The organism is Mycobacterium asiaticum (assembly GCF_001673365.1).
Classification (GTDB): Bacteria; Actinomycetota; Actinomycetes; order Mycobacteriales; family Mycobacteriaceae; genus Mycobacterium; species Mycobacterium asiaticum_A.
On the sequence record NZ_LZLS01000043.1, the window covers coordinates 26,309 to 47,527 of the forward strand.

The 21,219-nt window shown below is 66.0% G+C and carries 21 protein-coding genes; 11 read left to right on the top strand and 10 right to left on the bottom strand.

The genetic code is table 11. From position 1 onward, the window contains the following. From A5634_RS04705 to cofC, 3 genes are read right to left on the bottom strand one after another with little or no spacing between them, the layout of a single operon-like run. Complete coding sequence (locus A5634_RS04705) at positions 1 to 969, bottom strand: NUDIX hydrolase (protein ID WP_065142920.1); 969 nt, start codon at positions 967 to 969, stop codon at positions 1 to 3. A gap of 29 nt (positions 970 to 998) precedes the next feature. Beyond that, positions 999 to 3,215, bottom strand: coding sequence for an RNA degradosome polyphosphate kinase (locus A5634_RS04710; RefSeq protein WP_065142921.1), 2,217 nt, complete (start codon positions 3,213 to 3,215; stop codon positions 999 to 1,001). Between the two features lie 46 nt (positions 3,216 to 3,261). Beyond that, on the bottom strand, positions 3,262 to 3,900 hold the full coding sequence (cofC, locus tag A5634_RS04715) for a 2-phospho-L-lactate guanylyltransferase (protein WP_065142922.1): 639 nt from the start codon (positions 3,898 to 3,900) through the stop codon (positions 3,262 to 3,264). A gap of 132 nt (positions 3,901 to 4,032) precedes the next feature. Here cofC and A5634_RS04720 point away from each other — a divergent pair, with 132 nt between their 5' ends. Both A5634_RS04720 and A5634_RS04725 read left to right on the top strand, forming a co-directional pair. Beyond that, the gene (locus tag A5634_RS04720; RefSeq protein ID WP_065142923.1) at positions 4,033 to 5,040 is read left to right on the top strand and encodes an NAD(P)H-dependent glycerol-3-phosphate dehydrogenase; all 1,008 of its coding nucleotides are present in this window, start codon (positions 4,033 to 4,035) and stop codon (positions 5,038 to 5,040) included. Between the two features lie 30 nt (positions 5,041 to 5,070). Next, entirely contained in the window at positions 5,071 to 6,180 is a 1,110-nt protein-coding gene (locus A5634_RS04725; protein WP_065142924.1) for a D-alanine--D-alanine ligase family protein, read from the top strand. Here the strand turns inward: A5634_RS04725 and A5634_RS04730 are convergent. Further along, a complete protein-coding gene (locus A5634_RS04730; RefSeq protein WP_065142925.1) occupies positions 6,177 to 6,716 on the bottom strand; it encodes a DUF3515 domain-containing protein in 540 nt (179 codons plus the stop codon). The two genes, A5634_RS04725 and A5634_RS04730, sit on opposite strands and share 4 nt — an antisense overlap. A 126-nt stretch (positions 6,717 to 6,842) precedes the next feature. On the opposite strand from A5634_RS04730, the gene A5634_RS04735 reads away from it, so the two are divergent. The 5 genes from A5634_RS04735 to A5634_RS04755 all read left to right on the top strand — a co-directional run bounded on the left by A5634_RS04735 (position 6,843) and on the right by A5634_RS04755 (position 10,601). Continuing rightward, on the top strand, positions 6,843 to 7,811 hold the full coding sequence (locus A5634_RS04735) for a thiamine-phosphate kinase (RefSeq protein WP_065142926.1): 969 nt from the start codon (positions 6,843 to 6,845) through the stop codon (positions 7,809 to 7,811). 216 nt (positions 7,812 to 8,027) lie between these two features. Then, on the top strand, positions 8,028 to 8,318 hold the full coding sequence (locus A5634_RS04740; protein ID WP_065142927.1) for a DUF1330 domain-containing protein: 291 nt from the start codon (positions 8,028 to 8,030) through the stop codon (positions 8,316 to 8,318). After that, positions 8,315 to 8,998: a uracil-DNA glycosylase gene (locus tag A5634_RS04745; RefSeq protein WP_065142928.1), complete on the top strand. Its 684-nt coding sequence runs from the start codon at positions 8,315 to 8,317 to the stop codon at positions 8,996 to 8,998. The genes A5634_RS04740 and A5634_RS04745 overlap by 4 nt, the downstream gene beginning before the upstream one ends. A gap of 5 nt (positions 8,999 to 9,003) precedes the next feature. After that, entirely contained in the window at positions 9,004 to 9,927 is a 924-nt protein-coding gene (locus A5634_RS04750) for an NADP-dependent oxidoreductase (protein ID WP_065142929.1), read from the top strand. Positions 9,928 to 9,950: 23 nt separating this feature from the next. Continuing rightward, positions 9,951 to 10,601: a nitroreductase gene (locus A5634_RS04755; RefSeq protein ID WP_065142930.1), complete on the top strand. Its 651-nt coding sequence runs from the start codon at positions 9,951 to 9,953 to the stop codon at positions 10,599 to 10,601. On the opposite strand, the gene A5634_RS04760 is transcribed toward A5634_RS04755, so the two are convergent. From A5634_RS04760 to A5634_RS04775, 4 genes are read right to left on the bottom strand one after another with little or no spacing between them, the layout of a single operon-like run. Further along, positions 10,598 to 11,431 carry an oxidoreductase gene (locus A5634_RS04760; RefSeq protein ID WP_065142931.1) on the bottom strand — a complete coding sequence of 278 codons (834 nt, stop codon included), beginning with the start codon at positions 11,429 to 11,431 and terminating at the stop codon, positions 10,598 to 10,600. The two genes, A5634_RS04755 and A5634_RS04760, sit on opposite strands and share 4 nt — an antisense overlap. 1 nt (position 11,432) lies before the next feature. Beyond that, complete coding sequence (locus tag A5634_RS04765; protein ID WP_065142932.1) at positions 11,433 to 12,677, bottom strand: hypothetical protein; 1,245 nt, start codon at positions 12,675 to 12,677, stop codon at positions 11,433 to 11,435. Beyond that, complete coding sequence (locus A5634_RS04770; protein WP_065142933.1) at positions 12,670 to 13,854, bottom strand: sulfotransferase family protein; 1,185 nt, start codon at positions 13,852 to 13,854, stop codon at positions 12,670 to 12,672. The genes A5634_RS04765 and A5634_RS04770 overlap by 8 nt, the downstream gene beginning before the upstream one ends. Positions 13,855 to 13,860: 6 nt before the next feature. After that, positions 13,861 to 14,304, bottom strand: coding sequence for a nuclear transport factor 2 family protein (locus A5634_RS04775; protein WP_065142934.1), 444 nt, complete (start codon positions 14,302 to 14,304; stop codon positions 13,861 to 13,863). Between the two features lie 86 nt (positions 14,305 to 14,390). Here A5634_RS04775 and A5634_RS04780 point away from each other — a divergent pair, with 86 nt between their 5' ends. Then, positions 14,391 to 15,212, top strand: a complete 822-nt coding sequence (locus A5634_RS04780; RefSeq protein ID WP_065142935.1) for a mycofactocin-coupled SDR family oxidoreductase — start codon at positions 14,391 to 14,393, stop codon at positions 15,210 to 15,212. Between the two features lie 21 nt (positions 15,213 to 15,233). Here A5634_RS04780 and rpmB read toward each other — a convergent pair whose 3' ends face one another. After that, positions 15,234 to 15,428 carry a 50S ribosomal protein L28 gene (gene rpmB / locus A5634_RS04785; RefSeq protein ID WP_065142936.1) on the bottom strand — a complete coding sequence of 65 codons (195 nt, stop codon included), beginning with the start codon at positions 15,426 to 15,428 and terminating at the stop codon, positions 15,234 to 15,236. A 262-nt stretch (positions 15,429 to 15,690) separates the two neighbouring features. Here rpmB and A5634_RS04790 point away from each other — a divergent pair, with 262 nt between their 5' ends. Genes A5634_RS04790 through A5634_RS04800 form a run of 3 tightly spaced genes read left to right on the top strand, consistent with a single transcriptional unit; the run spans position 15,691 to position 20,263 of the window. Further along, entirely contained in the window at positions 15,691 to 17,340 is a 1,650-nt protein-coding gene (locus tag A5634_RS04790) for a DAK2 domain-containing protein (RefSeq protein WP_065142937.1), read from the top strand. Next, the gene (gene recG, locus A5634_RS04795; RefSeq protein ID WP_065142938.1) at positions 17,340 to 19,556 is read left to right on the top strand and encodes an ATP-dependent DNA helicase RecG; all 2,217 of its coding nucleotides are present in this window, start codon (positions 17,340 to 17,342) and stop codon (positions 19,554 to 19,556) included. The genes A5634_RS04790 and recG overlap by 1 nt, the downstream gene beginning before the upstream one ends. Beyond that, positions 19,553 to 20,263: an HNH endonuclease family protein gene (locus A5634_RS04800; RefSeq protein WP_065142939.1), complete on the top strand. Its 711-nt coding sequence runs from the start codon at positions 19,553 to 19,555 to the stop codon at positions 20,261 to 20,263. Before recG ends, A5634_RS04800 begins: the two co-directional genes overlap by 4 nt. A 110-nt stretch (positions 20,264 to 20,373) precedes the next feature. Here the strand turns inward: A5634_RS04800 and A5634_RS04805 are convergent, their stop codons facing one another. Continuing rightward, positions 20,374 to 21,216 (bottom strand): aldo/keto reductase, encoded by an 843-nt coding sequence (locus A5634_RS04805; RefSeq protein ID WP_065142940.1) that lies wholly within the window; start codon positions 21,214 to 21,216, stop codon positions 20,374 to 20,376. Positions 21,217 to 21,219 lie beyond the last annotated feature (3 nt).

Genomic DNA, 21,219 nt, shown 5'->3' on the forward strand with positions numbered 1-21,219 from the left:
TCAGGCGCGCACGTTCGCGGCCAACGCGCCGCCGATATGGTCGGCGGCTATCACTCGGCCACCGGACAGCGAGAGCACCCAGGTGCTGCCTTTGAGGTTGCGTGACTTGTCGGGTCGCACGCCATCGCGTTCGCACCACCACGAGATCAGGTCGGGAATCACCTTGCCCTGCGTACAAATAACCGGTGTGCCCGCTTGGTGGGCGATTTGTAGAGCGCGTTGCCGCCCACGCTTGGGGTTCTTCGCGTACGCCTCCTCGGTCAGGTGCGGCTCGTTGTGGACGGCCACGCCCAATTCGGCAGCCAGCGGTTCGACCGTCTGGTGGCACCGCACTCGGTCGGCCGCGTAGACGTCGGTGGCGCCGAACGCCAATAGCTGGCCGACCAGTGCCTCGGCCTGCGCGCGTCCCTTCTTGTCCAACGGTCGCTTGGTGTCGTCTCCGTGATAGCGCGATTTGCTGCCCGCGGTGCCGTGTCGCACCACGAGCACCGTTGCTGTGTCGGCCGGATGTTTGGCGAAGCGCTGCAAGACCTTTCGGTCCGGCGCGTACTCGAGCTTCTTCAGGGCGTCGGCGATTGGCAGCCACAGGAGTTCGTCGACTTCATTTCCGGGCGCGAAACTTCCACCGGTGCTACGCGCCGCCCAGTAGTGCACTCGCTTGACGCCTTGGTCGATCGGATAGGTGATCGTGTTGAGTCGCCTGCCCAGCCGGCAGTGGTGGCCGGTCTCTTCGAGCACCTCGCGTGCGGCGGCTACCGGTGCGGTCTCGCCCGGGTCGAGCTTGCCTTTGGGCAGCGACCAGTCGTCGTAGCGGGGCCGGTGAATCACGGCGATCTCAAGCGACTTGGCTCCTGGTTTGGTCGCCGCTTTGGCTCCCGCACCAGTGCGCGGTCGCCACAACACGGCGCCGGCGGCGTACACGACCCGGCTTCCCGAGCGCCGACGGTTGGACGAGTTTGGGATCGACACCTCAACTCCTGCAGGTCAATTCGGGCAGGTTACGGGCTGCGGTGCCGCTCCATGAGCGAAGCCTGGTGATCGCGCACGCTTTCACCTTCCTGAGGCGACGCGGTCCATTGACCGTCGGAGCCGAGTTCCCAGCATCTGGTGGACGGGTCCAACGCCGACTCGAACAATTCGTCGAGTTGGGCGGTCAACCGGGGGTCCTTGACCTGCGCCATGACCTCGACTCTTCGGTCCAGATTGCGGTGCATCATGTCGGCGCTGCCGATCCAGAATTCGTCGATGGCGTTGAAATGCAGGATGCGTGAGTGCTCCAGGAAGCGACCGAGAATCGAGCGGACGAAGATGTTTTCGGAGATGCCTTCGGCACCCGGACGCAATGCGCAGATGCCGCGCACCACCACCTCCACCCGCACACCGGCCTGTGATGCACGGTAGAGCGCATCGATGACCTGTTCGTCGACGAGTGCATTCATCTTCAGTCGGATCCGCGCGTCATTACCCCGCCGGTGCGCTTCGACCTCGCGCTCGACGCGCTCGATGATGCCGGTGCGAATACCGTGTGGAGCGACTAACAGGTTGCGGTAGGTCAGTTTTCGTGAGTAGCCGGTCAACGTGTTGAACAGGTCCGTTAAGTCGGCACCGATGCTGGGGTCGGCGGTCAGCAGGCCGACGTCCTCGTACAGGCGTGCCGTCTTGCCGTTGTAGTTGCCCGTACCCACATGGCAGTACCGGCGGATGTTGGGGCCTTCGCGACGCACCACCAGGCAGGTCTTGCAGTGTGTCTTGAGTCCCACAAATCCGTACACCACGTGCACGCCCGCCTGCTCAAGGGTTCGGGCCCAACGAATGTTGGCCTGCTCGTCGAAGCGCGCCTTGATCTCAACCATTGCCACTACCTGTTTTCCGGCTTCGGCGGCGTCGATCAACGCGCGCACGATCGGCGAATCACCGGAGGTGCGGTACAGCGTCTGTTTGATTGCCAGCACATTCGGGTCGGCGGCGGCTTGTTCGATGAAGCGCTGCACGCTGGTAGAAAACGAGTCATACGGGTGGTGCACCAGCACATCGCCTTCCCGAAGCGTGGCGAAGATGCTCTTAGGCGTCTCCCGGTCGGCGAAGGCCGGATGAGTGGCGGGCACGAACGCCCGGTCTTTGAGCGCGGGCCGATCCACGCGATAGACCTGCCACAGCGACGACAGGTCCAGCAGCCCAGGAACTTCGATGAGGTCACCGGGATGGACGTCGAGTTCGCGCAGCAGCAGTTCCAGCATGCTCTCGGTCATATCGTCGGCGACCTCGAGTCGGACCGGTGAACCGAACCGCCGCCGCGCCAACTCCCGCTCCAGGGCCTGCAACAAGTCCTCGTCGCGATCCTCTTCTACCTCGAAATCGGCGTTGCGAGTAATCCGAAACGCGTGGTGCTCCACGATTTCCATGCCTGGGAAGAGCACCGGCAGAAACGCTGCGATCAACTCTTCCATTGGCAGGAAGCGAAGGATTGCACGATCCTCATTACCCGCGGTGGACCCGTCTTCGCGCTCCGCGTCGAGTTCGACGAATCGGTCAACGTTGTCGGGTACCTTGACCCGCGCAAAGTGCTGCGTGCCGTCCTCGGGTTGTTTGACCGTGACAGCCAGGTTCAGGCTCAGCCCGCTGACGAACGGGAAGGGATGGGCGGGATCGACCGCCAGCGGGGTGAGGACCGGGAAGACCTGGTCGTTGAAATAAGTCGACAACCGGTCGCGCTCAGCGTCGTCCAGGTCCGACCACGTGACGATGTGGAGACCTTCTTCTTCCAGCGCCGGAAGCACCGAGTCGAGGAACACCCGCGCATGGCGAATGGCGATCTGCTGAGTTTGTTCGCCGATGCGGCGCAGTTGTTCGCGCGGCGTCAGGCCGTCGGCCGAACGGACAGACAGCCCCATTTCGTCGCGGCGTTTCAGTCCGGCGACCCGAACCATGTAGAACTCATCGAGATTCGAGGCGAAGATCGCCAGAAACTTGGCGCGCTCCAGCAGCGGCATGGAGTTGTCGTCAGCTAGCGCCAAGACGCGGGCGTTGAAGTCGAGCCAGCTCAGTTCCCGGTTGAGGTAGCGCTCATCGGGCAACGGGTCGGTGATCGCCGCGGGTGTGGCGGCCGGCGGTGCCGAAGGAGCCGAGTCGCCTGCATGCCACGAGTTCTCGTCGGAACGCGCATCCGTCGCCGGGGTGGCTTCTATATCGGTCACCCTGCGATCATGGCCTATCACCGGCCTATGCTGCCAGCGGTCCCGGACATCCTTATGACTTAGCGCCTCAGCGACGGACCAGCGCGCGTGCGGTTGCCGGACCTACGCCAAGCGCGCGGGCGGCCGTCAGGTCGGCGGGCGTGTCCACATCGCAACGCAGGCCCGGCCAGGCGCCGGTGAGTTCTATTGCGCCCGAACGACGGTGCCGCGCCGAGGAATCCGGTCCGAACTGCGGGTCAAGCGGTGCTCCGAACGCGCACAGCGCGGCCGTGCCGGTGCCCAGCCGATCTGCGACGAAACTGCGCTGGTAGTGCCGGGCGGAGGTGATCGCTTCGGCGAGTTCCTGGGTTTGGAGCGCGGGCAGATCACCCTGCAACACAACAATATTGGCGACCTCGTCCGTCATTGTTCGCTCGGCCGCTGCGATGGCACTGTTCAACGGGTCGGCGTCGTCGGCCGGTGTGGGGTCGGCAAGCACTCGGGCTCCGAGGTCGGCGGCGGCGGCCGCGGCCGCGTCGTCGGGCGTGATGACGGTGATCGAGCCCACCGAATTCACCGCGGTGGCCGCCGTCAATGTGTCCACCAGCATGGCCAGCACCACGCTTTCGCGGGTCGGTGCCGAGAAAATCGGAGCCAGCCTGGTCTTGGCGGCGGCCAAACGCTTGACGGCGATGATCAATCCGACATCCCCGCGTGCGCCGCCCATGCAGGCCATCCTGCCAGCGTGGCTTTGCGCGGCTCTGCTGAGCTTCCCCCGGGGTCGTGACGGGGGACGGTCGCTCGGACTAGGGTGTAGCGGCCGCATAGGCGACTTGGCAGCACAGGGTTGGGAGGGTGGATGGCCGGCACGGGAACTGTCGCGGTGATGGGCGCGGGCGCTTGGGGCACGGTGTTGTCCAAGGTTCTTGCCGACGCCGGTGGCGAGGTGACGTTGTGGGCACGGCGAGCTGAGGTCGCCAACAAGATCAATTCCACGCGCTACAACCCCGACTATCTTCCTGGCACGCCGCTGCCGGCGAGCATTCGCGCCACCGCTGACGCCGAAGAAGCGCTGTCGGGCGCGACGACGGTGTTGCTCGGTGTGCCGGCCCAGACGATGCGCGCCAATCTTGAGCAGTGGGACGGCATGTGGGCCGACGGTGCGACCTTGGTCAGCCTGGCCAAGGGAATCGAGCTGGGCACGCTGATGCGGATGAGTCAAGTGATCGTGTCGGTGACCGGAATCGACATGTCGCAGGTCGCGGTGATTTCGGGTCCGAACCTGGCCAGCGAGATCGCCCAGAGCCAACCCGCCGCTACCGTTGTCGCGTGCAGTGATTCGGGCCGGGCGGTGGCCGTGCAGCGCTTCTTGAACAGCGGCTACTTCCGCCCGTACACCAATTCCGATGTGGTCGGCACCGAGATCGGTGGGGCTTGTAAGAACGTCATTGCGCTGGCCTGTGGGATGGCGGTCGGAGTCGGCCTGGGCGAGAACACCGTTGCGGCGATCATCACTCGCGGACTGGCCGAGATCATGCGGCTCGGGTTGGCGTTGGGCGCCAAGGGAGCCACGCTCGCGGGTTTGGCTGGGGTCGGTGATCTGGTGGCTACCTGCACCTCGCCGTACTCGCGCAACCGCTCGCTGGGCGAGCGCTTGGGGCGTGGCGACACCGTGCACTCCGCGCTGCACGGACGGGACGGTCACGTCGTCGAGGGCGTCACATCGTGCGAGTCGGTGCTGGCTCTGGCCGCCAGCTACGACGTGGAAATGCCGCTCACTGACGCCGTGCACCGGGTCTGCCACAAGGGTCTGTCGGTCAACGAAGCAATCGCGCTGCTGCTCGGTCGCAGCACCAAGCCGGAGTAGGCAGGGGCTACCCGGTAGCCTCTTTAGGTTGTGACTGCCAGCACTCGCGTTCGCGTCGCCGTCGTTTTCGGTGGCCGGAGCAACGAGCACGCCATTTCGTGCGTGTCGGCGGGCAGCATTTTGCGCAACCTCGATCCCCAGCGTTTCGACGTCGTCGCGATCGGGATCACGCCGCAAGGTTCGTGGGTGCTTACCGACGGCGACCCTGATGCGCTGGCGATCACCAACCGTCAACTTCCCGGTGTGAGCCCCGATTCGGGCACCGAGTTGGCGTTGCCGGCCGACCCGCAGCGCGGGGGACAGTTGGTGTCCCTGCAGCCCGGTGCCGCCGAAGTGCTGGGCACGGTCGACGTGGTCTTCCCGGTCCTGCACGGTCCCTACGGCGAGGACGGCACCATCCAGGGACTGCTCGAACTTGCCGGTGTCCCGTACGTCGGTGCCGGGGTACTGGCCAGCGCCGCCGGCATGGACAAGGAATTTACCAAGAAGTTGCTCGTCGCCGACGGGCTTCCGGTCGGTGACTATGCGGTGCTGCGCCCCTCGCAGCCCACCCTGCAGTCCGAAGAGCGCGAACGGTTGGGCTTGCCGGTGTTCGTCAAACCGGCGCGCGGCGGGTCGTCGATCGGTGTCAGCCGGGTGACGGCTTGGGATCAGCTGAGTGCCGCGATTGCCGAGGCTCGTCGTCACGACCCGAAGGTGATCGTGGAGGCGGCGATCAGCGGCCGCGAGCTGGAATGCGGTGTGCTCGAAATGCCGGACGGCACAATCGAAGCCAGCACGCTGGGGGAGATCCGGGTGGCCGGGGTGCGCGGACGCGAGGACTCTTTCTACGACTTCGCCACCAAATACCTCGACGACGCCGCGGAGTTGGACGTGCCTGCCAAGGTCGACGACGATATCGCTGACGTGGTGCGGCAGTTGGCAATTCGGGCGTTTGCAGCCATTGACTGCCAGGGCCTGGCTCGGGTGGACTTCTTCCTCACCGACGAGGGCCCGGTGATCAACGAGATCAACACGATGCCGGGGTTCACCACGATTTCGATGTACCCGCGGATGTGGGCGGCCAGCGGCGTCGACTATCCGACTCTGCTGGCCACCATGGTCCAGACGGCACTTGCCCGTGGAGTTGGGCTGCGTTAGCGGGCCGGTGCCGGGTCGATCGGAACCGCAGCAATGGTGCGGTCGATGACACCGGAGATCTCTTGAATGGGTGCGGGGCCCGATCCGGCGGGCAGCGTCAATGCCACGTACACCGGACGATCCACGGTGTACCAGGTGGACGTGCCGGGTTGCGCGGGGACCTCGAACCACTGCACCCGGTCGACGCCCTGGATCGGTGAACCCACCACGAACTCGCCCGGCCGGTTCAGCCCGCAGCGCAGCACCACCGGTTCGGTGTCGGCTCCAGAGCGCCAGGCGCGGGCGCCCTGCGGCGCCGGTTGGGCAATATCGGCGCGCTGGAAGTCCCCCAGGCGTTGCGGCAACGCGGTGAGCAACGCCTGGCAGGCGGGGCTGTCGGCTTGCGGTGCGGGCAGCGCGGCAACGGCGACCGGGTGCCGTGGAGACTGACGGATGGCCGCGAAGACCAGAATTCCCACGATCGTGCCTACCGCCAGCGCCAGCGCGGCCACCATCGCCGCGCGCGGCGGTCCACCGGGGTCGGGGTCGCCGCTCATCTGGACACTAGCCTCACGTTTAGGGCCTCACGTTTAGACTGACGCGATCCGCCCGAACGGGCAGGGACCCAACTTACCGCAGGTCGGACGACCGTCTGAGCCTTCCTGGCCGCGGGAGGAGGTGGCGTGGGCGAGGACGTAGCGAACCAATCTCCGACGCTGGAGCAGTCCGGTGAGTTCGCGGTGATAGCGCGCCTGGTGCGAGACCGGCGGCAGCCCGCCGCGGTCTCCCTTGGTCCCGGTGACGACGGGGCAGTGGTGGCGACCCGGGACGGCCGCACCGTGGTATCCACCGACATGTTGGTGCAGGATCGCCACTTTCGGCTGGACTGGTCGACGCCGTATGACGTCGGCCGCAAGGCCATCGCGCAGAACGCGGCCGACATCGAGGCGATGGGCGCCCGGACAACCGCATTCGTGGTCGGCTTCGGTGCGCCCGGGACCACGCCGACAGCCGAGGCGAGCGCCCTGGTCGACGGCATGTGGGACGAAGCGGAGCGACTCGGTGCGGGCATCGCCGGCGGAGACCTGGTCAGCGCTCCGCAGTGGGTGGTGTCGGTGACAGTGCTCGGCGACCTCGACGGCCTAGCGCCGGTGCTGCGGTCGGGCGCCAGGCCCGACTCGGTACTGGCGGTCGCCGGTGAGCTCGGTCGATCGGCGGCAGGATATGAATTGTGGCGCAACGACATTGAGGGTTTCGCGGAGCTGCGTCGGCGGCATCTGGTTCCGCAGCCACCCTACGGCGCGGGGGCCGTGGCCGCCGCCGGCGGCGCCCTCGCGATGATCGACGTCTCCGACGGCTTGATCTCGGATCTAAGGCATGTCGCCGAAGCGTCCGGGGTGGGCATCGACGTGTCCACCGCGGCGCTGTCCGCTGACTTCGACGCGGTGTCCGGTGCCGCCGCCGCCGTAGGCGTCGACGGCTGGGACTGGGTGCTCGGTGGCGGCGAAGATCATGCTCTGGTGGCCTGTTTTGGAGGGCAGGTGCCGGTCGGTTGGCGGGTGATCGGACGGGTACTGGACGGACCGGCGCGGGTGCTGGTTGATGGTCTTGATTGGACGGGGTATGCGGGGTGGGAGTCGTTCGCGGGATAGGGAGTCGTTCGCGGCCCAGCGAGCCTGGGTGGGTAGACATTTGCCCGGCTCTGCGCGACAAATGGGCGAAATCAACAGCGGGCGTTGCAGTTTGTCGCGCAGAGGCGGGCAAAAGTTATACTGCCCAGGCTGCCGATAGCGGGGGTGTGGTCGCGGCAGTGGAAGTGACAGTGGGGGACCGAATCCGACCCGAATTTCGGGCGCTAGGGTGGCGCCGTGACCGTCTACGCGATCGCCCAGCTCAAATTCACCGACCGGGTGGCATATGACCGGTACCAGGCCGCGTTCCTGGATGTTTTCCGTCGTCATCCCGGCACGCTGCTGGCAGCCGATGAGGCGCCAGAGGTTGTCGAAGGAAACTGGGACCGGGAGAAGGTGGTGTTGATGTCGTTTCCCGACGAGGGCAGCTTCCGCGGCTGGGCGCAATCGCCGGAATATCAAGAGATCTCCAGGGACCGACAGGCCGGGGCCGACACCGTCGTGCTGTTGGTGCAGGGGCTGCCGTGACCGCGCGCCCACTGAGCGAACTGGTCGAGCCGGGTTGGGCTGCGGCGCTGGAGCCGGTCGCCGACCAGGTGGCTGCGATGGGACAATTCCTGCGCACGGAAATCGCGGCCGGACGACGCTACCTGCCAGCCGGGCCGAACGTCTTGCGGGCCTTCATCTTTCCGTTCAAAGAGGTTCGGGTGCTCATCGTGGGACAGGACCCGTACCCGACCCCCGGGCATGCCGTCGGCTTGAGCTTCTCGGTAGCTCCCGAGGTGCGGCCGTTGCCTCGGAGCCTGTCCAACATCTTCGACGAGTACAGCGCCGACCTGGGGCATCCGACGCCGTCGTGCGGTGATCTGACGCCGTGGTCGCAGCGCGGCGTCATGCTGCTCAACAGAGTGCTCACCGTACGGCCCAGCAATCCGGCATCGCACCGCGGCAAAGGCTGGGAAGCGGTGACAGAGTGCGCAATTCGCGCTTTGGTGGCCCGCGGGCAGCCGATGGTGGCGATTTTGTGGGGCCGTGACGCGTCGACGCTCAAACCGATGCTGGCCGAAGGTGACTGCGTGGCAATCGAATCCCCGCACCCCTCACCGCTGTCGGCGTCGCGTGGTTTCTTCGGGTCGCGGCCGTTCAGTCGCACCAACGAGCTGTTGACCGGAATGGGAGCCGAGCCGATCGATTGGCGGTTGCCTTGACCGAGATGACGGCGTTGCGCGCTCAGCACCGCGGTGGTCCGGAAGTGCTGGTTGTCGAATCGGCACAGGTACCGGTGCCGGGCCCAGGCGAGGTGTTGGTGGCGGTCAAAGCGGCCGCCATCACGTTCGACGAGCTGACCTGGGAGGAAACCTGGACGCGCGACGGTGTGAGTCGCACACCATCAATCGTGTCGCACGAGGTATCCGGTGTGGTCGCTGAAACCGCCTCGGACGTAACCGATTTCCATTCCGGTGACGAAGTCTACGGATTGATCGACTTCGATCGCGACGGCGCGGCAGCCGATTTCGTCACCGTCCCGGCTACCGGTCTGGCCGCGAAACCGGCAACCGTGTCGCACGTCGTTGCGGCGGCGCTGCCGCTGGCCGGCCTCACCGCACTGCAGGCATTGGTCGACCATGCCGCGGTCCGGGCCGGCGAGAGGGTGCTGGTGCACGGGGGATCCGGCGGAGTGGGGGCGTTGGCAGTCCAGCTCGCCGCCCAGCGGGGTGCGGAGGTCACCGCCACCGTGCGCAGTGACGTCGCCGACCTCGTCCGTGGCTTTGGTGCCCGCCATGTGATCGACACGCGCTCAACAGACTTCGATGCATCGGGCGCGACCTATGACGTGGTCCTGGACACCGTTGGTGGTGAAATTTCGGACCGGTCGTTCGGCGTGCTGCGTTCCGGCGGACGGTTGATCGCGCTGGTGGCACCACCTACCCCGGGCAAAGCCGAGGAATACGAAGTCACGGCAACCTTTTTCATCGTCACCGCGAATCGGGACCAGCTCGTCGAATTCGCCGCGCTCGTCGACGCCGGGGCCCTACACGTCGAGATCGCACAGACTTTCCCCCTCGCACAGGGCAAGGAGGCATTTGAAAGCCGCGGTCGTCGTCCCGGAAAAACCGTCATCGTCGTACCGCACTGAGCCGCGCCTGTCAGCATTGAGGAATGTACGACCTAGAGGACACCATCCGGCAGCGCCGATCAACGCGCATGTTCTTGTCTCGACCGGTACCTCGGCAGCTGGTCGAGGAATCGCTGGAGTTGGCGATGCGGGCGCCATCGAACTCGAATGTGCAGCCCTGGCAAGTCGTTTTCGTCGCTGGGGTGGCCCGGGACAGGTTGGTGGCGGCGTTGCTGGACGAGGCGCAAGCCCGGCCGCCGATCGTTCCGCAACTACCGCCGGCCTTCGCCCACCTGCGACGCGACCTCGGTGCCCAGGTCTATGGCGCGATGGGCATCAGCCGTGACGACGCCGAGGGCCGGCGCGTGGCGGTGCTACGCAACTGGGAGTTCTTCCGTGCTCCGCTGGGCGGGGTCGTGTTCATGCACCAAGACCTCGACCATGTCGACAGCATGGGCGTCGGCATGTTCGTGCAGACACTGCTGCTGGCATTGACCGCCCGCGGGCTGGGTACCTGTGTGCAGGTATCCATTGCCGGCTACCCCGATATCGTGCGCGAGCAATTGGGCATTGCGGCGGACATGCGCATTCTGTGCGGGCTTGCGATCGGTTATCCGGACCCAGATTTCCCTGGCAACTCAATCCGGATCGAACGCGATCCGCTCGACCGGCACGCGCTTTTCCTCGAAACCTAGGAAGAATCCGGGAAGTTCACGTCTTTCGTTACGGCCTTCCACTCCTCGATCGACGCGGTGAGTGCGGTGATCTTGTCGCGCATCGCTTTCAACACGTCCCGGCCCAGCAGCAACCGCAACGGTGGCTCGTCGAGTTCGGTCACCATCAGCACCGCCTCGGCGACCTTGCGCGGGTCACCTGGCAAGTGATCGGCGAACTGCTTGATCAGGTCCTTGCGCGCGGCGACATCGGCATAGTCGGCTATCGGCGTACCGGTTTCCTTCATCGACCGCGACGCCCAATCGGTACGGAATGCGCCCGGTTCGATCGCGGTCACCTTGATGCCCAGCGGTCGTACTTCGGTGGCAAGCGCTTCGGTGACGGCCTCGAGCGCGAACTTCGTCGAGGAGTAGTAGGCGTTAGGCGGATTGGCCACCAGCCCGGTCATCGACGAGATGTTGACGATGTGGCCCGATCCGCGGGCACGCATGGCCGGAAGCACCGCCTTGATCATGTCGACAGCTCCGAAATAGTTGACATCGAACAGCTTTCGAACTTCGGCGTCTTCACCTTCTTCTACCGCAGACAAGTAGCCGTGGCCTGCGTTGTTGACCAGCACGTCGATACCGCCAAAGGCATCATCGGCCGCTGCGAGTGCCGCCGAGATCTGCGCGCGGTCCGTTACGTCGAGTGCGACAGCCACGGCGCGATCGCCGAACTCGTCGACGATGTCCTGCACGGTCTCGGCGCGTCGCGCGGTCACCACCACACTGTGCCCGGCTTGCAAAGCAGCAGAGGCGATTTCGCGGCCGAACCCGGTCGAGCAGCCGGTGACAAACCAGCGTCCCATCTCAGACGGTCCCTTCCGGCAGTCGGCGTAGGTAGGCCGTTCGCCGGTCGGCCAACTCGGCCGCCCGCTGTTGCTGGCTCACCCGCGGCACGTGCGGCACCTCGGTGTCGAGTCGGTCCAGCTTGACCACCCGTCCGTGTGCACCGAGACCGTCGCGGGGACCGGTCTCGCCGAACTCGGCCATCCGCAACGTCAGAATTGCCTCGGTGAGCCCGTCGGAGTCGATCCAGTTCGCCACGCCGGGATCAACGGGTGAGATGACGTAGGTGTAGGTACCGTCCTCGTTGGGCACCGATTGCGCCTTGTTGAGGCTGCCGGTCCGATCGATGATGTCCAGGGTGGTGCCCCAGATGTTGCTCAGTGGGACCGTGAAGTATTCAGCGCCACCATCATTGACGTCCACCACAAACGCCTCGTCGGAGGCGAGGTCGACACGGCCCATCACATAAAACTGGTTGCGCATCGCGCCACCCTGGTCCGCCGACCATGCCAAATCGAAATGGTTGGCCGGCATCTTGTATGCGCCGTGGCTGAGCTTGCCGGTGAAGTTCGCGAAATACGCCATCATCGCCGCGGTCGCCTCCGCCTGCTCGTCAAGGGTCCGGGCCGGCGTCCCAGCCGGACCGCCAAGTCGTTGTACCTCAAAGTGATTCGGGTCGTCACGGGCCCAGTCCAACAGCACGTCACGGATGTAGAATTCGTGGGCCTCGGCGGTGGTCCGCACGTGGTTGGGGCGTCCGTTGGCCGGGTCGGCGTCGACGGTGATGGTGAAGCTGCCGTCAGAGTCGACCTGCATGGTGCGGCCGTTGAGTACGTCAACGGTGCCCATGTGCGCGTCCCACAGCGTGAAGTAGTTTTCGGTCATCCGGTTTGCGCCGACGCGGCCGCGGATCTCGTAGCGTTCGTCACCCGAGATCGGAATCACCCGATACACACTGTCGGGATTGTCTATGCCCCAACGTGATCCGGGGATTCGGCGACCGTCCACGGGATGGGCCAACCGGGTGATGCAGGTGACCTTCGGCCGCAGCTTGTCCTGGTTGGAGGACCACATCGCCGCCGAGAACATCACCTCGGCGAACGCGTCGTCGAAGCGCTCCCGCATCGCCTCAGACGCTTTGGCGCGGCCCAGCCAGGTCTCCGCAACGCTGCGGTAGGCGGCCTGCACGGTGGGATGCTCGGTCAGATCCAGCGCGGCCAGTTCCTGTTCACGCTGGGACGGCGTCGAGACCGGATTCTCAACCACGGGTCACTCCTTCGGTGTAGCGGCGAAAACGCTTGTTATACAGGGTGAATCGTTCATCGACCTGCTCGGGAAGCAGACCGTAGTTGTCCAAGCCGTATGGCGGGCGGGCAACTTCACGGGGACGTTCGGCCAGCCAGCGTCGCATCGCATCCTCGGCTTGACCGGTCAGTGGCAGCCCGATGGCGTCATACACTCGGGCCGCCTGTCGAATCGGATCCGCCACCGCCTCGTCGAAACCGATATCGGTGACGCGCAAGGCGTCGTCAGCCCAGCCGTCGCGGATCGTCATCGCCTTATCGTTCGTCCAGCCCATCCGTCCCAACCATTGCGCACCCACGCGCGCCAAGTCGACGGTGTCGGCGTGCATGGCGTGCAGCGTGGCGTTGAGGCTGGCGCCAGAGGCGATGGTGGTGCGCGGGTCGCGGTGCATGTGCACGATGTGCAGGCCGGGGAACCGGGCCCGCAACAAATCCAGATAGCCCAGGTGCGCAGGTGATTTGAGTACCCAGCGCTGCCCCTGCACGCCGCGCCGGCGCTTCTGCCACTGCAGAAACTGCAACATCCGGTGCAGGTACTCATAGGCCGGAGTGAAATCCTGCTCGTCGAGCCAGGATCGGTAATGCGGTAAGTGCGCGCCGGATTCGGGGACATGCGACAGGAACGCGTCGGCCAGAAAGACGATTTCCTCTTCGGCTTCGCGCGCATACATCGGGTGGATGGCGAACAATTCCGGTGCCAGCTCACGGGATTTCGCCTCGCGGGTCTCGCTGACGGCAATGCGAGGGTCCACACCGGTGAACGGGTAGTCAAGCCGCGGCGCGACCTCGACGACTTCCCAGCCGTAGGCGCAGACGAACCGCGGGTCGGCGGCCAGCAGTCGCTGCAGCAGTGTCGTTCCGCTGCGCATCATGCCGACGACGACGATCGGCGGCGCGATGACCTCGTCGAGGATCTCGGGGTGACGGCGGATCCACTCCTGGGTGCGCAGCCGCATCCGCAGGCTGTGCACGAGGCCCGAACGCAGGATGTGGACGCCGATCGCGTTCAGGTCGGCCCGCGCATAGTCGGCGAGCAACACCCCCAGCGCGTTCTCGAATTCGCCCGGGCCCCAATCGGTGAGCGACTCTTTGCGTTGCGCGTCGGCCAGGACGGCCGCAAGTTCGAAGGGGCTTTCCACGCGGTGTCAGAACTTCAGGTGGTGGCTGACGTCGCCGACCTGATCGACGAACATGGTGCGGCTGTCGAACCACCAGACTCCGTCCAGTCGGTGGAAGGTGTCTTTGTAATGGCCCGTCACGATCACCTGCAGCGGCAGGTCGGTGGTGGCCTGGGTGACGCAGTAATAGGACGTGCTGCGCGCGGTCCCCGAAGCGTCGTCGATGTGCAATTGCACATTAGTGGTGTTGTGTTTGGTTTTCGGGGTGCCGTCGTCGTAGATGCGGGTGGCCATCTCGTACATCTCGCGCACCCGAGCGGATCCGGCGAACACCGTCTCCGGTGGACCGTCCTCGACCCCGCAGATCCGGCCATGCTCGAACAGCCCGGCCACCCCGTCCAGGTCGCCGCCGTCCAGGAGTTGGGCGTAGGTGTAGATCAGGTTGGTGATTTCAATTGCGCTGCTGGTCATATCGAGTCACCTCGGGTTTAGTCTGATCGTCGTGACGTTACCTTGGGCGCTCAGTGGACTCGGCAACCCGACCGTGTCGTTGGCTCATGGGTGAGTTCGACAACACCGTCGCCGTCATCACTGGCGCGGCCCGCGGCCAGGGCCGCAGCCACGCCGTCGCGCTCGCCGAACGCGGTGCCGACATCGTCGCGGTCGATATCTGCGCCGATATCAACGGAATTCCCTATGCGCTGGGTACCGAGGCCGATCTGGACAAGACGGTCCGGCTGGTGGAAGCCGCCGGCCGCAGGGTGGTTCCCGTCGTCGCCGATGTGCGCGACCTAGCGCAGTTGGAGACGGGCGTGCAGGCCGGCATCGACGAGCTGGGCGATATCGACATCGTCATCGCCAATGCGGGCGTGGTGGCAATGGGTGATGACGAATCCCATTCGGAACCGGTGTTCAACGCGATCGTCGACACCAACCTCAACGGTGTGTGGCACACCCTGCTTGCCACGGTTCCCTCGATCATCCGCAAGGGTCGCGGAGGTTCGGTGGTGCTGGTCAGTTCGTCGCAGGGCCTTACCGGCCGCGGCGGAGACGGCAGCGCCGCCATGTTCGCCTATGCCGCGTCCAAGCACGGTGTGGTGGGGCTGATGCGCTCGGCGGCGAACGCCTACGCACCCCACAAAATCCGGGTCAACTCCATCCACCCCGGCGGGGTCGCTACGCCGATGATCATCAACGACTTCGTGATTAACCGTATGACGGAAAAGCCGAACCGCGCCGTCAGTCAGACTTTGCTACCGGGCGTGCCGTTGGTCGAAGCCCAAGACGTCACGGACGCCGTGTTATGGCTGGTGGGACCGGGGTCTCGATATGTGACCGGGGTGTCGATCCCGGTCGATGCCGGCCACGTCGCGATGTGACCGCCGAATCAGGGCCCGGCGTCAGCCGCGGGTGACCTTGCCGGCCTTGATGCACGACGTGCAGACGTTCATCCGCTTCTTGTTGCCACCGGGACGGGTCACGGCGTGCACGGTCTGAACGTTGGGGTTCCACCGGCGGCTGGTGCGGCGGTGGGAGTGCGACACCGACTTACCGAAGCCGGGGCCTTTCCCGCAGATATCGCACACAGCGGCCATGGTTCAAACTCCTCAAGTCTGTTGCTGGGGGTCGGCGACTCCGGTTGCCGGGTCGGCCGAACTGAGCCGGAATAGCCAGGTTAGCCCAGGGGTGTCCCAGGATACCGACTCCGGTCGATAACCACCAAAACGGTCGACAACCACCAAAACGGGCGCCGCTGTTGTCGGCCGCGCTGGCTAGGCTCTGGACTGACACCGGCGCGGACCGAGACGAGGTTACGCTGGCGCGCTGGGGCCTGCGTGAATAGAAGGTGGGGTCAGGTTGGGCACGTCGGATCGTCTGCTGGACGGCTTGGCCCTTCGCGACTGGGCGCATGCCGTGGTGAGCGACCTGATCACCCACATCGACGAGATCAACCGGCTCAACGTGTTCCCGGTCGCCGATTCCGACACGGGCGCAAACATGCTGTTCACCATGCGTTCGGCACTGGCCCAAGCCGAGTCGGAGGATGATGCCGATGTCGCTAAGGTCGCCGCCGCGCTGGCGACCGGCGCCGTCAACGGGGCCCGCGGCAATTCCGGCGTGATCTTGTCCCAGATTCTGCTGGGTGTCGCCGAGGTGGCGGCCGAGGCTGCCGCCAAGTCGGCCGCAAAGGCGCTGGACGCGACGATCCTCGGGACGGCGCTGTGGCGAGGAGTCGAACTGGTTCTTGCCTCGATGGGCGGCGAGGAGGTACCCGGGACCATCGTCTCGGTGCTGCGGGCGGCCGCTGCTGCCGTCGAGCAGTCGGCGGCGGCGGGGGAGACGATCGGGCGGGCCGTCATCGACGCCGGTGACGCGGCCGTGGTCGCGCTGGAAAAGACCACCGAGCAGCTCGACGTGCTCGCCGACGCCGGGGTGGTAGACGCCGGGGGGCGGGGCCTGCTGGTCATGCTCGACTCGTTGCGTTCGATCATCACCGGAAGCGCGCCGGCGCGCCCGGTTTACGAGCCCGCGCCGCGCTCGCTGCCCGGCCCGACGTCGGAAGACGCCCGCCGCCCGGCTCCGCAATTCGAGGTGATGTACCGCCTGAGCGGGTGCGAAACCGAGGCCGTCGACACGTTGCGCGACCGGCTCGGGGAACTCGGCGACTCGGTGGCGATCGCCGCGGCGGGGTCGGAGAGCTACTCGGTGCATGTGCACGCCGACGACGCCGGCGCCGCGGTCGAAGCGGGGTTGGCAGCCGGCCACCTCAGCCGGATCGTGATCTCCGCGCTCAGTTCCGGTGCCAGCGGGCTGCCAGCTGGCAGCTGGACTCGCGAACGCGCGGTGCTGGCCGTTGTGGATGGTCAGGGGGCGAACGAGTTGTTCGCCGGCGAGGGAGCAAGTGTGCTGCGGCCGGATCCCGACGCCGACATCAACGCCCATCAGCTGGTCCGCGCCGTGGTCGACACGGGAGCCGCGCAGGTGATGGTGCTGCCCAACGGATATGTGGCCGCCGAGGAGCTGGTGGCGGGTTGCACCGCCGCGATCGGCTGGGGCGTGGATGTGGTGCCGGTGCCGACCGGGTCGATGGTGCAGGGGCTGGCCGCGCTGGCCGTGCACGACGCCGGTCGCCAAGCCGTCGACGACGGCTACACCATGGCCCGCGCCGCCGGCGCCACCCGGCACGGATCGGTCCGCATTGCCACCGAGAACGCGTTGACGTGGGCGGGTCCCTGTAAACCGGGCGACGGCCTGGGCATCGCCGGCGACGAGGTGCTGATCGTCGGTGCGGACGTCGCCGCGGCGGCGATCGGCCTGCTCGACCTGCTCATGGCCTCGGGTGGCGACTTGGTGACCGTGCTGCTGGGCGCCGAACTCGGCAGCGGCGATGCCGATTCGATCGCAGATGTGCTGGAACGGCATATGCATGACCGCCACCCCGGCACCGAGCTGATGATCTATCCCACCGGCCACCGCGGCGACGTGCTGCTGATCGGGGTCGAGTAGTGGCGTCGCTGAGCGATCGGCTCGCTTACCTGCTGACCGACAAGTCCATCGGGCTACTCGACGAGGTATTCGGTATTCAGACCGTCGGCGATCTGCTGCGGCACTACCCGCGCAGCTACATCAAGAACCGCGAGACGCCGGGCGTCGACGACGAGCGGCCCGAGGCCGGCGAGCACATCACCATCGTGGACGTCATCAGCCGTGCGGAATCCTTTCCGATGAAGAAGACGCCGTCGCGCAAGTGCCTACGCATCACGGTCGGCACCGGCCGGGGCAGCGTCACCGCAACCTTTTTCAACGCGAACTACATCAACAAGGTCCTTATCAAGGGCGCGAAGGTGATGTTGTCCGGGGAAGTCGGTTACTACAAGGGGGCCATGCAGCTCACTCACCCGGCATTTCTCGTATTCGACTCGCCGGACGGGAAAAATCACGGCGCCAAGTCGCTGCGAAGCATCGCCGATGCTTCGCGGGAGGCTCGCGGCGAAGTGGTGATGGACGAGTTCGAGCGTCCGTACTACCCGATCTATCCCGCCAGCGCGAAGCTGCAGAGCTGGGACATCTTCCGCTGCGTACGGCAGGTCCTGGAAGTTCTCGATCCGGTGCCCGACCCACTACCGGCGGCCCTGCGCAGCAAGTACCGCCTGATCTCCGAAGACGAAGCCCTACGCGCCGTCCACCTTGCCGAGGAAGAGTCGCTGCACGAGCGGGCCCGCCGGCGGCTGACTTTCGACGAAGCCATCGGACTGCAGTGGGCGCTGGCGGGCCGCCGGCACGGTGAGCTGTCGCAGTCCGGGCCGGCGGCGGCCCCACGGTCCGACGGCCTGGTGGCCGAGCTGTTGGGGCGCTTGCCATTCGAGCTGACGGCGGGTCAGCGCGAGGTGCTGGCCGTGTTGTCCGACGATTTGGCGACGACCCGCCCGATGAACCGTCTGTTGCAAGGCGAAGTGGGGTCCGGCAAGACGATCCTGGCGGTGCTCGCGATGCTGCAGATGGTCGACGCGGGTTATCAGTGCGCACTGCTTGCGCCGACGGAAGTGCTTGCCGCGCAACATCTTCTGTCGACCACCACGGTGCTGGGTCCGCTGGCGGCGGGCGGTCAGCTGGGTGGGGCGGATAACGCCACCCGGGTGGCGCTGCTGACCGGATCGATGACGGCCGCGCAGAAGAAGAAGGTCCGGGCCGAGATCGCCGGCGGTGAAGTCGGCATCGTCATCGGTACCCACGCGCTGCTGCAGGATGCGGTGGAGTTCCACCAGCTGGGCATGGTGGTGGTCGATGAGCAACACCGGTTCGGGGTCGAGCAGCGAGACCAGTTGCGCGCCAAAGCTCCTGCCGGAATCACCCCGCATCTGCTGGTGATGACGGCCACGCCGATCCCGCGCACCGTCGCGTTGACCTACTACGGCGACCTGGAGACCTCCACGCTGCGCGAACTACCGCGGGGTCGGCAGCCGATCACCAGCAGCGTGATCTTCGTCAACCAGAAACGGGAGTGGTTCGATCGCGCTTGGCAGCGCATCCGGGAGGAGGTGGCGGCCGGGCGGCAGGCCTACGTGGTGACCCCGCGCATCGACGAATCCGAAGCCGACGACAAGCAGGACGGACCTCGACCGTCGGCGACCGCCGAAACCACCTTCACCCGGCTGCGATCGGCCGAGTTGTCCGGATTGCGGCTGGGCCTGATGCACGGACGGTTGCCGGCCGACGAGAAGGAAGACGCGATGGCGTTGTTCCGGGCCGGCCAAATCGATGTGCTGGTGTGTACCACGGTGATAGAGGTTGGTGTGGACGTCCCGAACGCCACCGTGATGCTGGTCCTGGACGCCGACAGGTTCGGCATCAGCCAACTGCACCAGCTGCGCGGCCGGGTCGGTCGTGGCCGGCATCCCAGCGTGTGCCTGCTCGTGAGCTGGACATCGGAGGGGTCGTCGGCCGGCAAGCGGTTGAAGGCGGTCGCCGCGACGATGGACGGATTCGCGCTAGCCGACCTGGACTTGAAGGAACGCAAGGAGGGAGATGTGCTGGGCCGCAACCAATCCGGCCGCGCAATCACCTTGCGACTGCTTTCGCTGTCCGACCATTTGGAGTTCATCGAGGCAGCTCGGGACTACTGTGTCGCTGCCTACGCGGCCAACCCCGCCGACCCGGAATTAGGTTTGATGGCAGCACCTTTCACCAACACCGACCGTATCGAGTACCTGGACAAGTCATGAGCAGGCGCCGGATGTTGTGGTGGTTGGCGGCGGTGGCAGCACTGGCTGTGCTCGTCGCGTATCAGACCGTGGGATCGGCCCGGCACGCCGACGAATTTGCCGCTCGCGCAGACGTTCCCACTGTGGTGCCGGGCGTCGACGTGCTGGGCGGCATCGCCGTCGTCCCGCAGCGCATCCACCGCTACGACTATCTGCGGTCTGCGTTCGGGGATGCCTGGACCGACGACAACGACGCGCCCGGCGGCCATAACGGCTGCGACACCCGCAACGACATCCTGAACCGGGATCTGGTGGACATCACCCTGGTGTTCACCAAGCGATGCCCGACCGCGGTGGCCACCGGCATTTTGCACGACCCGTACACCAACGCGGTCGTCGCTTTCCAACGCGGTGCCAAGGTGGGCGAATCGGTGCAGATCGACCACCTGGTGCCGTTGTCCTACGCCTGGGACATGGGTGCCTATGGCTGGCCCGTCGCCGAGCGGGTGCGCTTTGCCAACGATCCGGCCAACCTGCTGGCCGTGCAGGGGCAGGCCAACCAGGACAAGGGCGATTCGCCGCCGGGGCGGTGGATGCCGCCGAACGCCGCTTTCGCGTGCCAGTATGCGGTCGGGTTCATCGCCGTGTTGCGCGGCTACTCGCTGCCGGTGGACCAGGCTTCCAGTGACGTGCTTCGCCAGGCGGCCGCCACCTGCCCGGCCGGCTAGCGCCGCTTCCCCCCGGCTCCCGCGCCTAGTGTGCATCCTGTGACGCGACACGCGAGCGAACGGTCGCCAGATTCACAGTCGGCGGCAAGACCGAGGGGGGCGGCAGAAACTTAAGTGCCGGCGTAGGTCTCCGGATCCGGACGCAGCCGGGTGCCGTCGTTGAGCCCGTTCAGAGCCTCCATGTGCTCGGCCGCCAGTTCGAAGTCGAAGACATCCAAGTTGCCGGCGATGTGTTCGGCGCTGGCTGAGCGGAAGACGACCGAATTGCCCAGTTGCAGGTTCCATCGCAGCAGCACCTGCGCGGCCGTCTTGCCGTACTCCCCGGCGATGGGGTTGATCGTGGGGTGGTCATTGAGCTTGCCCAGGGCCAGCGGCGTGTAGGACTGCGTCACGACCTCGTGCTGGGCGTTGGACTTGCGCAGCTCGTCCTGGTTGAGCAGCGGATGCAGCTCGATCTGGTTGACGGCCGGGGTGACGAAAGTCAGGTCGATCGCCATCGACAGGTGCTCTTCGGTGAAGTTGGACACCCCGATAGACCGGGCATGGCCTTCGCCGCGCGACTGGATCAGTCCGCCCCACGAGTCCACGTACTTGCCGACCGACGGGGCGGGCCAGTGGATCAGGTAGAGGTCGACGTAGTCCAGACCGAGCCGTTCCAGGCTGGCCTGGCAGGCCGGCGGCGCGGTGCTGAAGCCCTGGTCGTCGGTGGCCAGCTTGGTGGTGACGAACAGTTCGGCTCGGGGAATACCGGAGGCCGCGATCGCACGACCGACCGCCGCCTCGTTGCCGTAGGAAGCCGCGGTGTCGATGAGCCGGCAACCGAGCTCGAGCGCGGTCGACACTGCCCGTTCGGTCTCGTCCTCCGATAAGTCTGCGGTGCCAAGACCGAGCACCGGAATCGTGTTCTCGTCGTTAAGAGTTATCGAGGGAACGGCGCCCGACTCGCCAGCCACGTG

What these genes read in the sequence shown, in the direction of transcription:
- cofC (WP_065142922.1), bottom strand. Translation starts at nt 3,900, where the DNA reads ATGGGCGGCGCACGCGGGGATGTCGGATTGATCATCGCCGTCAAGCGT.
- A5634_RS04720 (WP_065142923.1), top strand. Translation starts at nt 4,033, where the DNA reads ATGGCCGGCACGGGAACTGTCGCGGTGATGGGCGCGGGCGCTTGGGGC.
- A5634_RS04730 (WP_065142925.1), bottom strand. Translation starts at nt 6,716, where the DNA reads ATGAGCGGCGACCCCGACCCCGGTGGACCGCCGCGCGCGGCGATGGTG.
- A5634_RS04750 (WP_065142929.1), top strand. Translation starts at nt 9,004, where the DNA reads ATGACGGCGTTGCGCGCTCAGCACCGCGGTGGTCCGGAAGTGCTGGTT.
- A5634_RS04755 (WP_065142930.1), top strand. Translation starts at nt 9,951, where the DNA reads ATGTACGACCTAGAGGACACCATCCGGCAGCGCCGATCAACGCGCATG.
- A5634_RS04760 (WP_065142931.1), bottom strand. Translation starts at nt 11,431, where the DNA reads ATGGGACGCTGGTTTGTCACCGGCTGCTCGACCGGGTTCGGCCGCGAA.
- A5634_RS04775 (WP_065142934.1), bottom strand. Translation starts at nt 14,304, where the DNA reads ATGACCAGCAGCGCAATTGAAATCACCAACCTGATCTACACCTACGCC.
- A5634_RS04780 (WP_065142935.1), top strand. Translation starts at nt 14,391, where the DNA reads ATGGGTGAGTTCGACAACACCGTCGCCGTCATCACTGGCGCGGCCCGC.
- rpmB (WP_065142936.1), bottom strand. Translation starts at nt 15,428, where the DNA reads ATGGCCGCTGTGTGCGATATCTGCGGGAAAGGCCCCGGCTTCGGTAAG.
- A5634_RS04800 (WP_065142939.1), top strand. Translation starts at nt 19,553, where the DNA reads ATGAGCAGGCGCCGGATGTTGTGGTGGTTGGCGGCGGTGGCAGCACTG.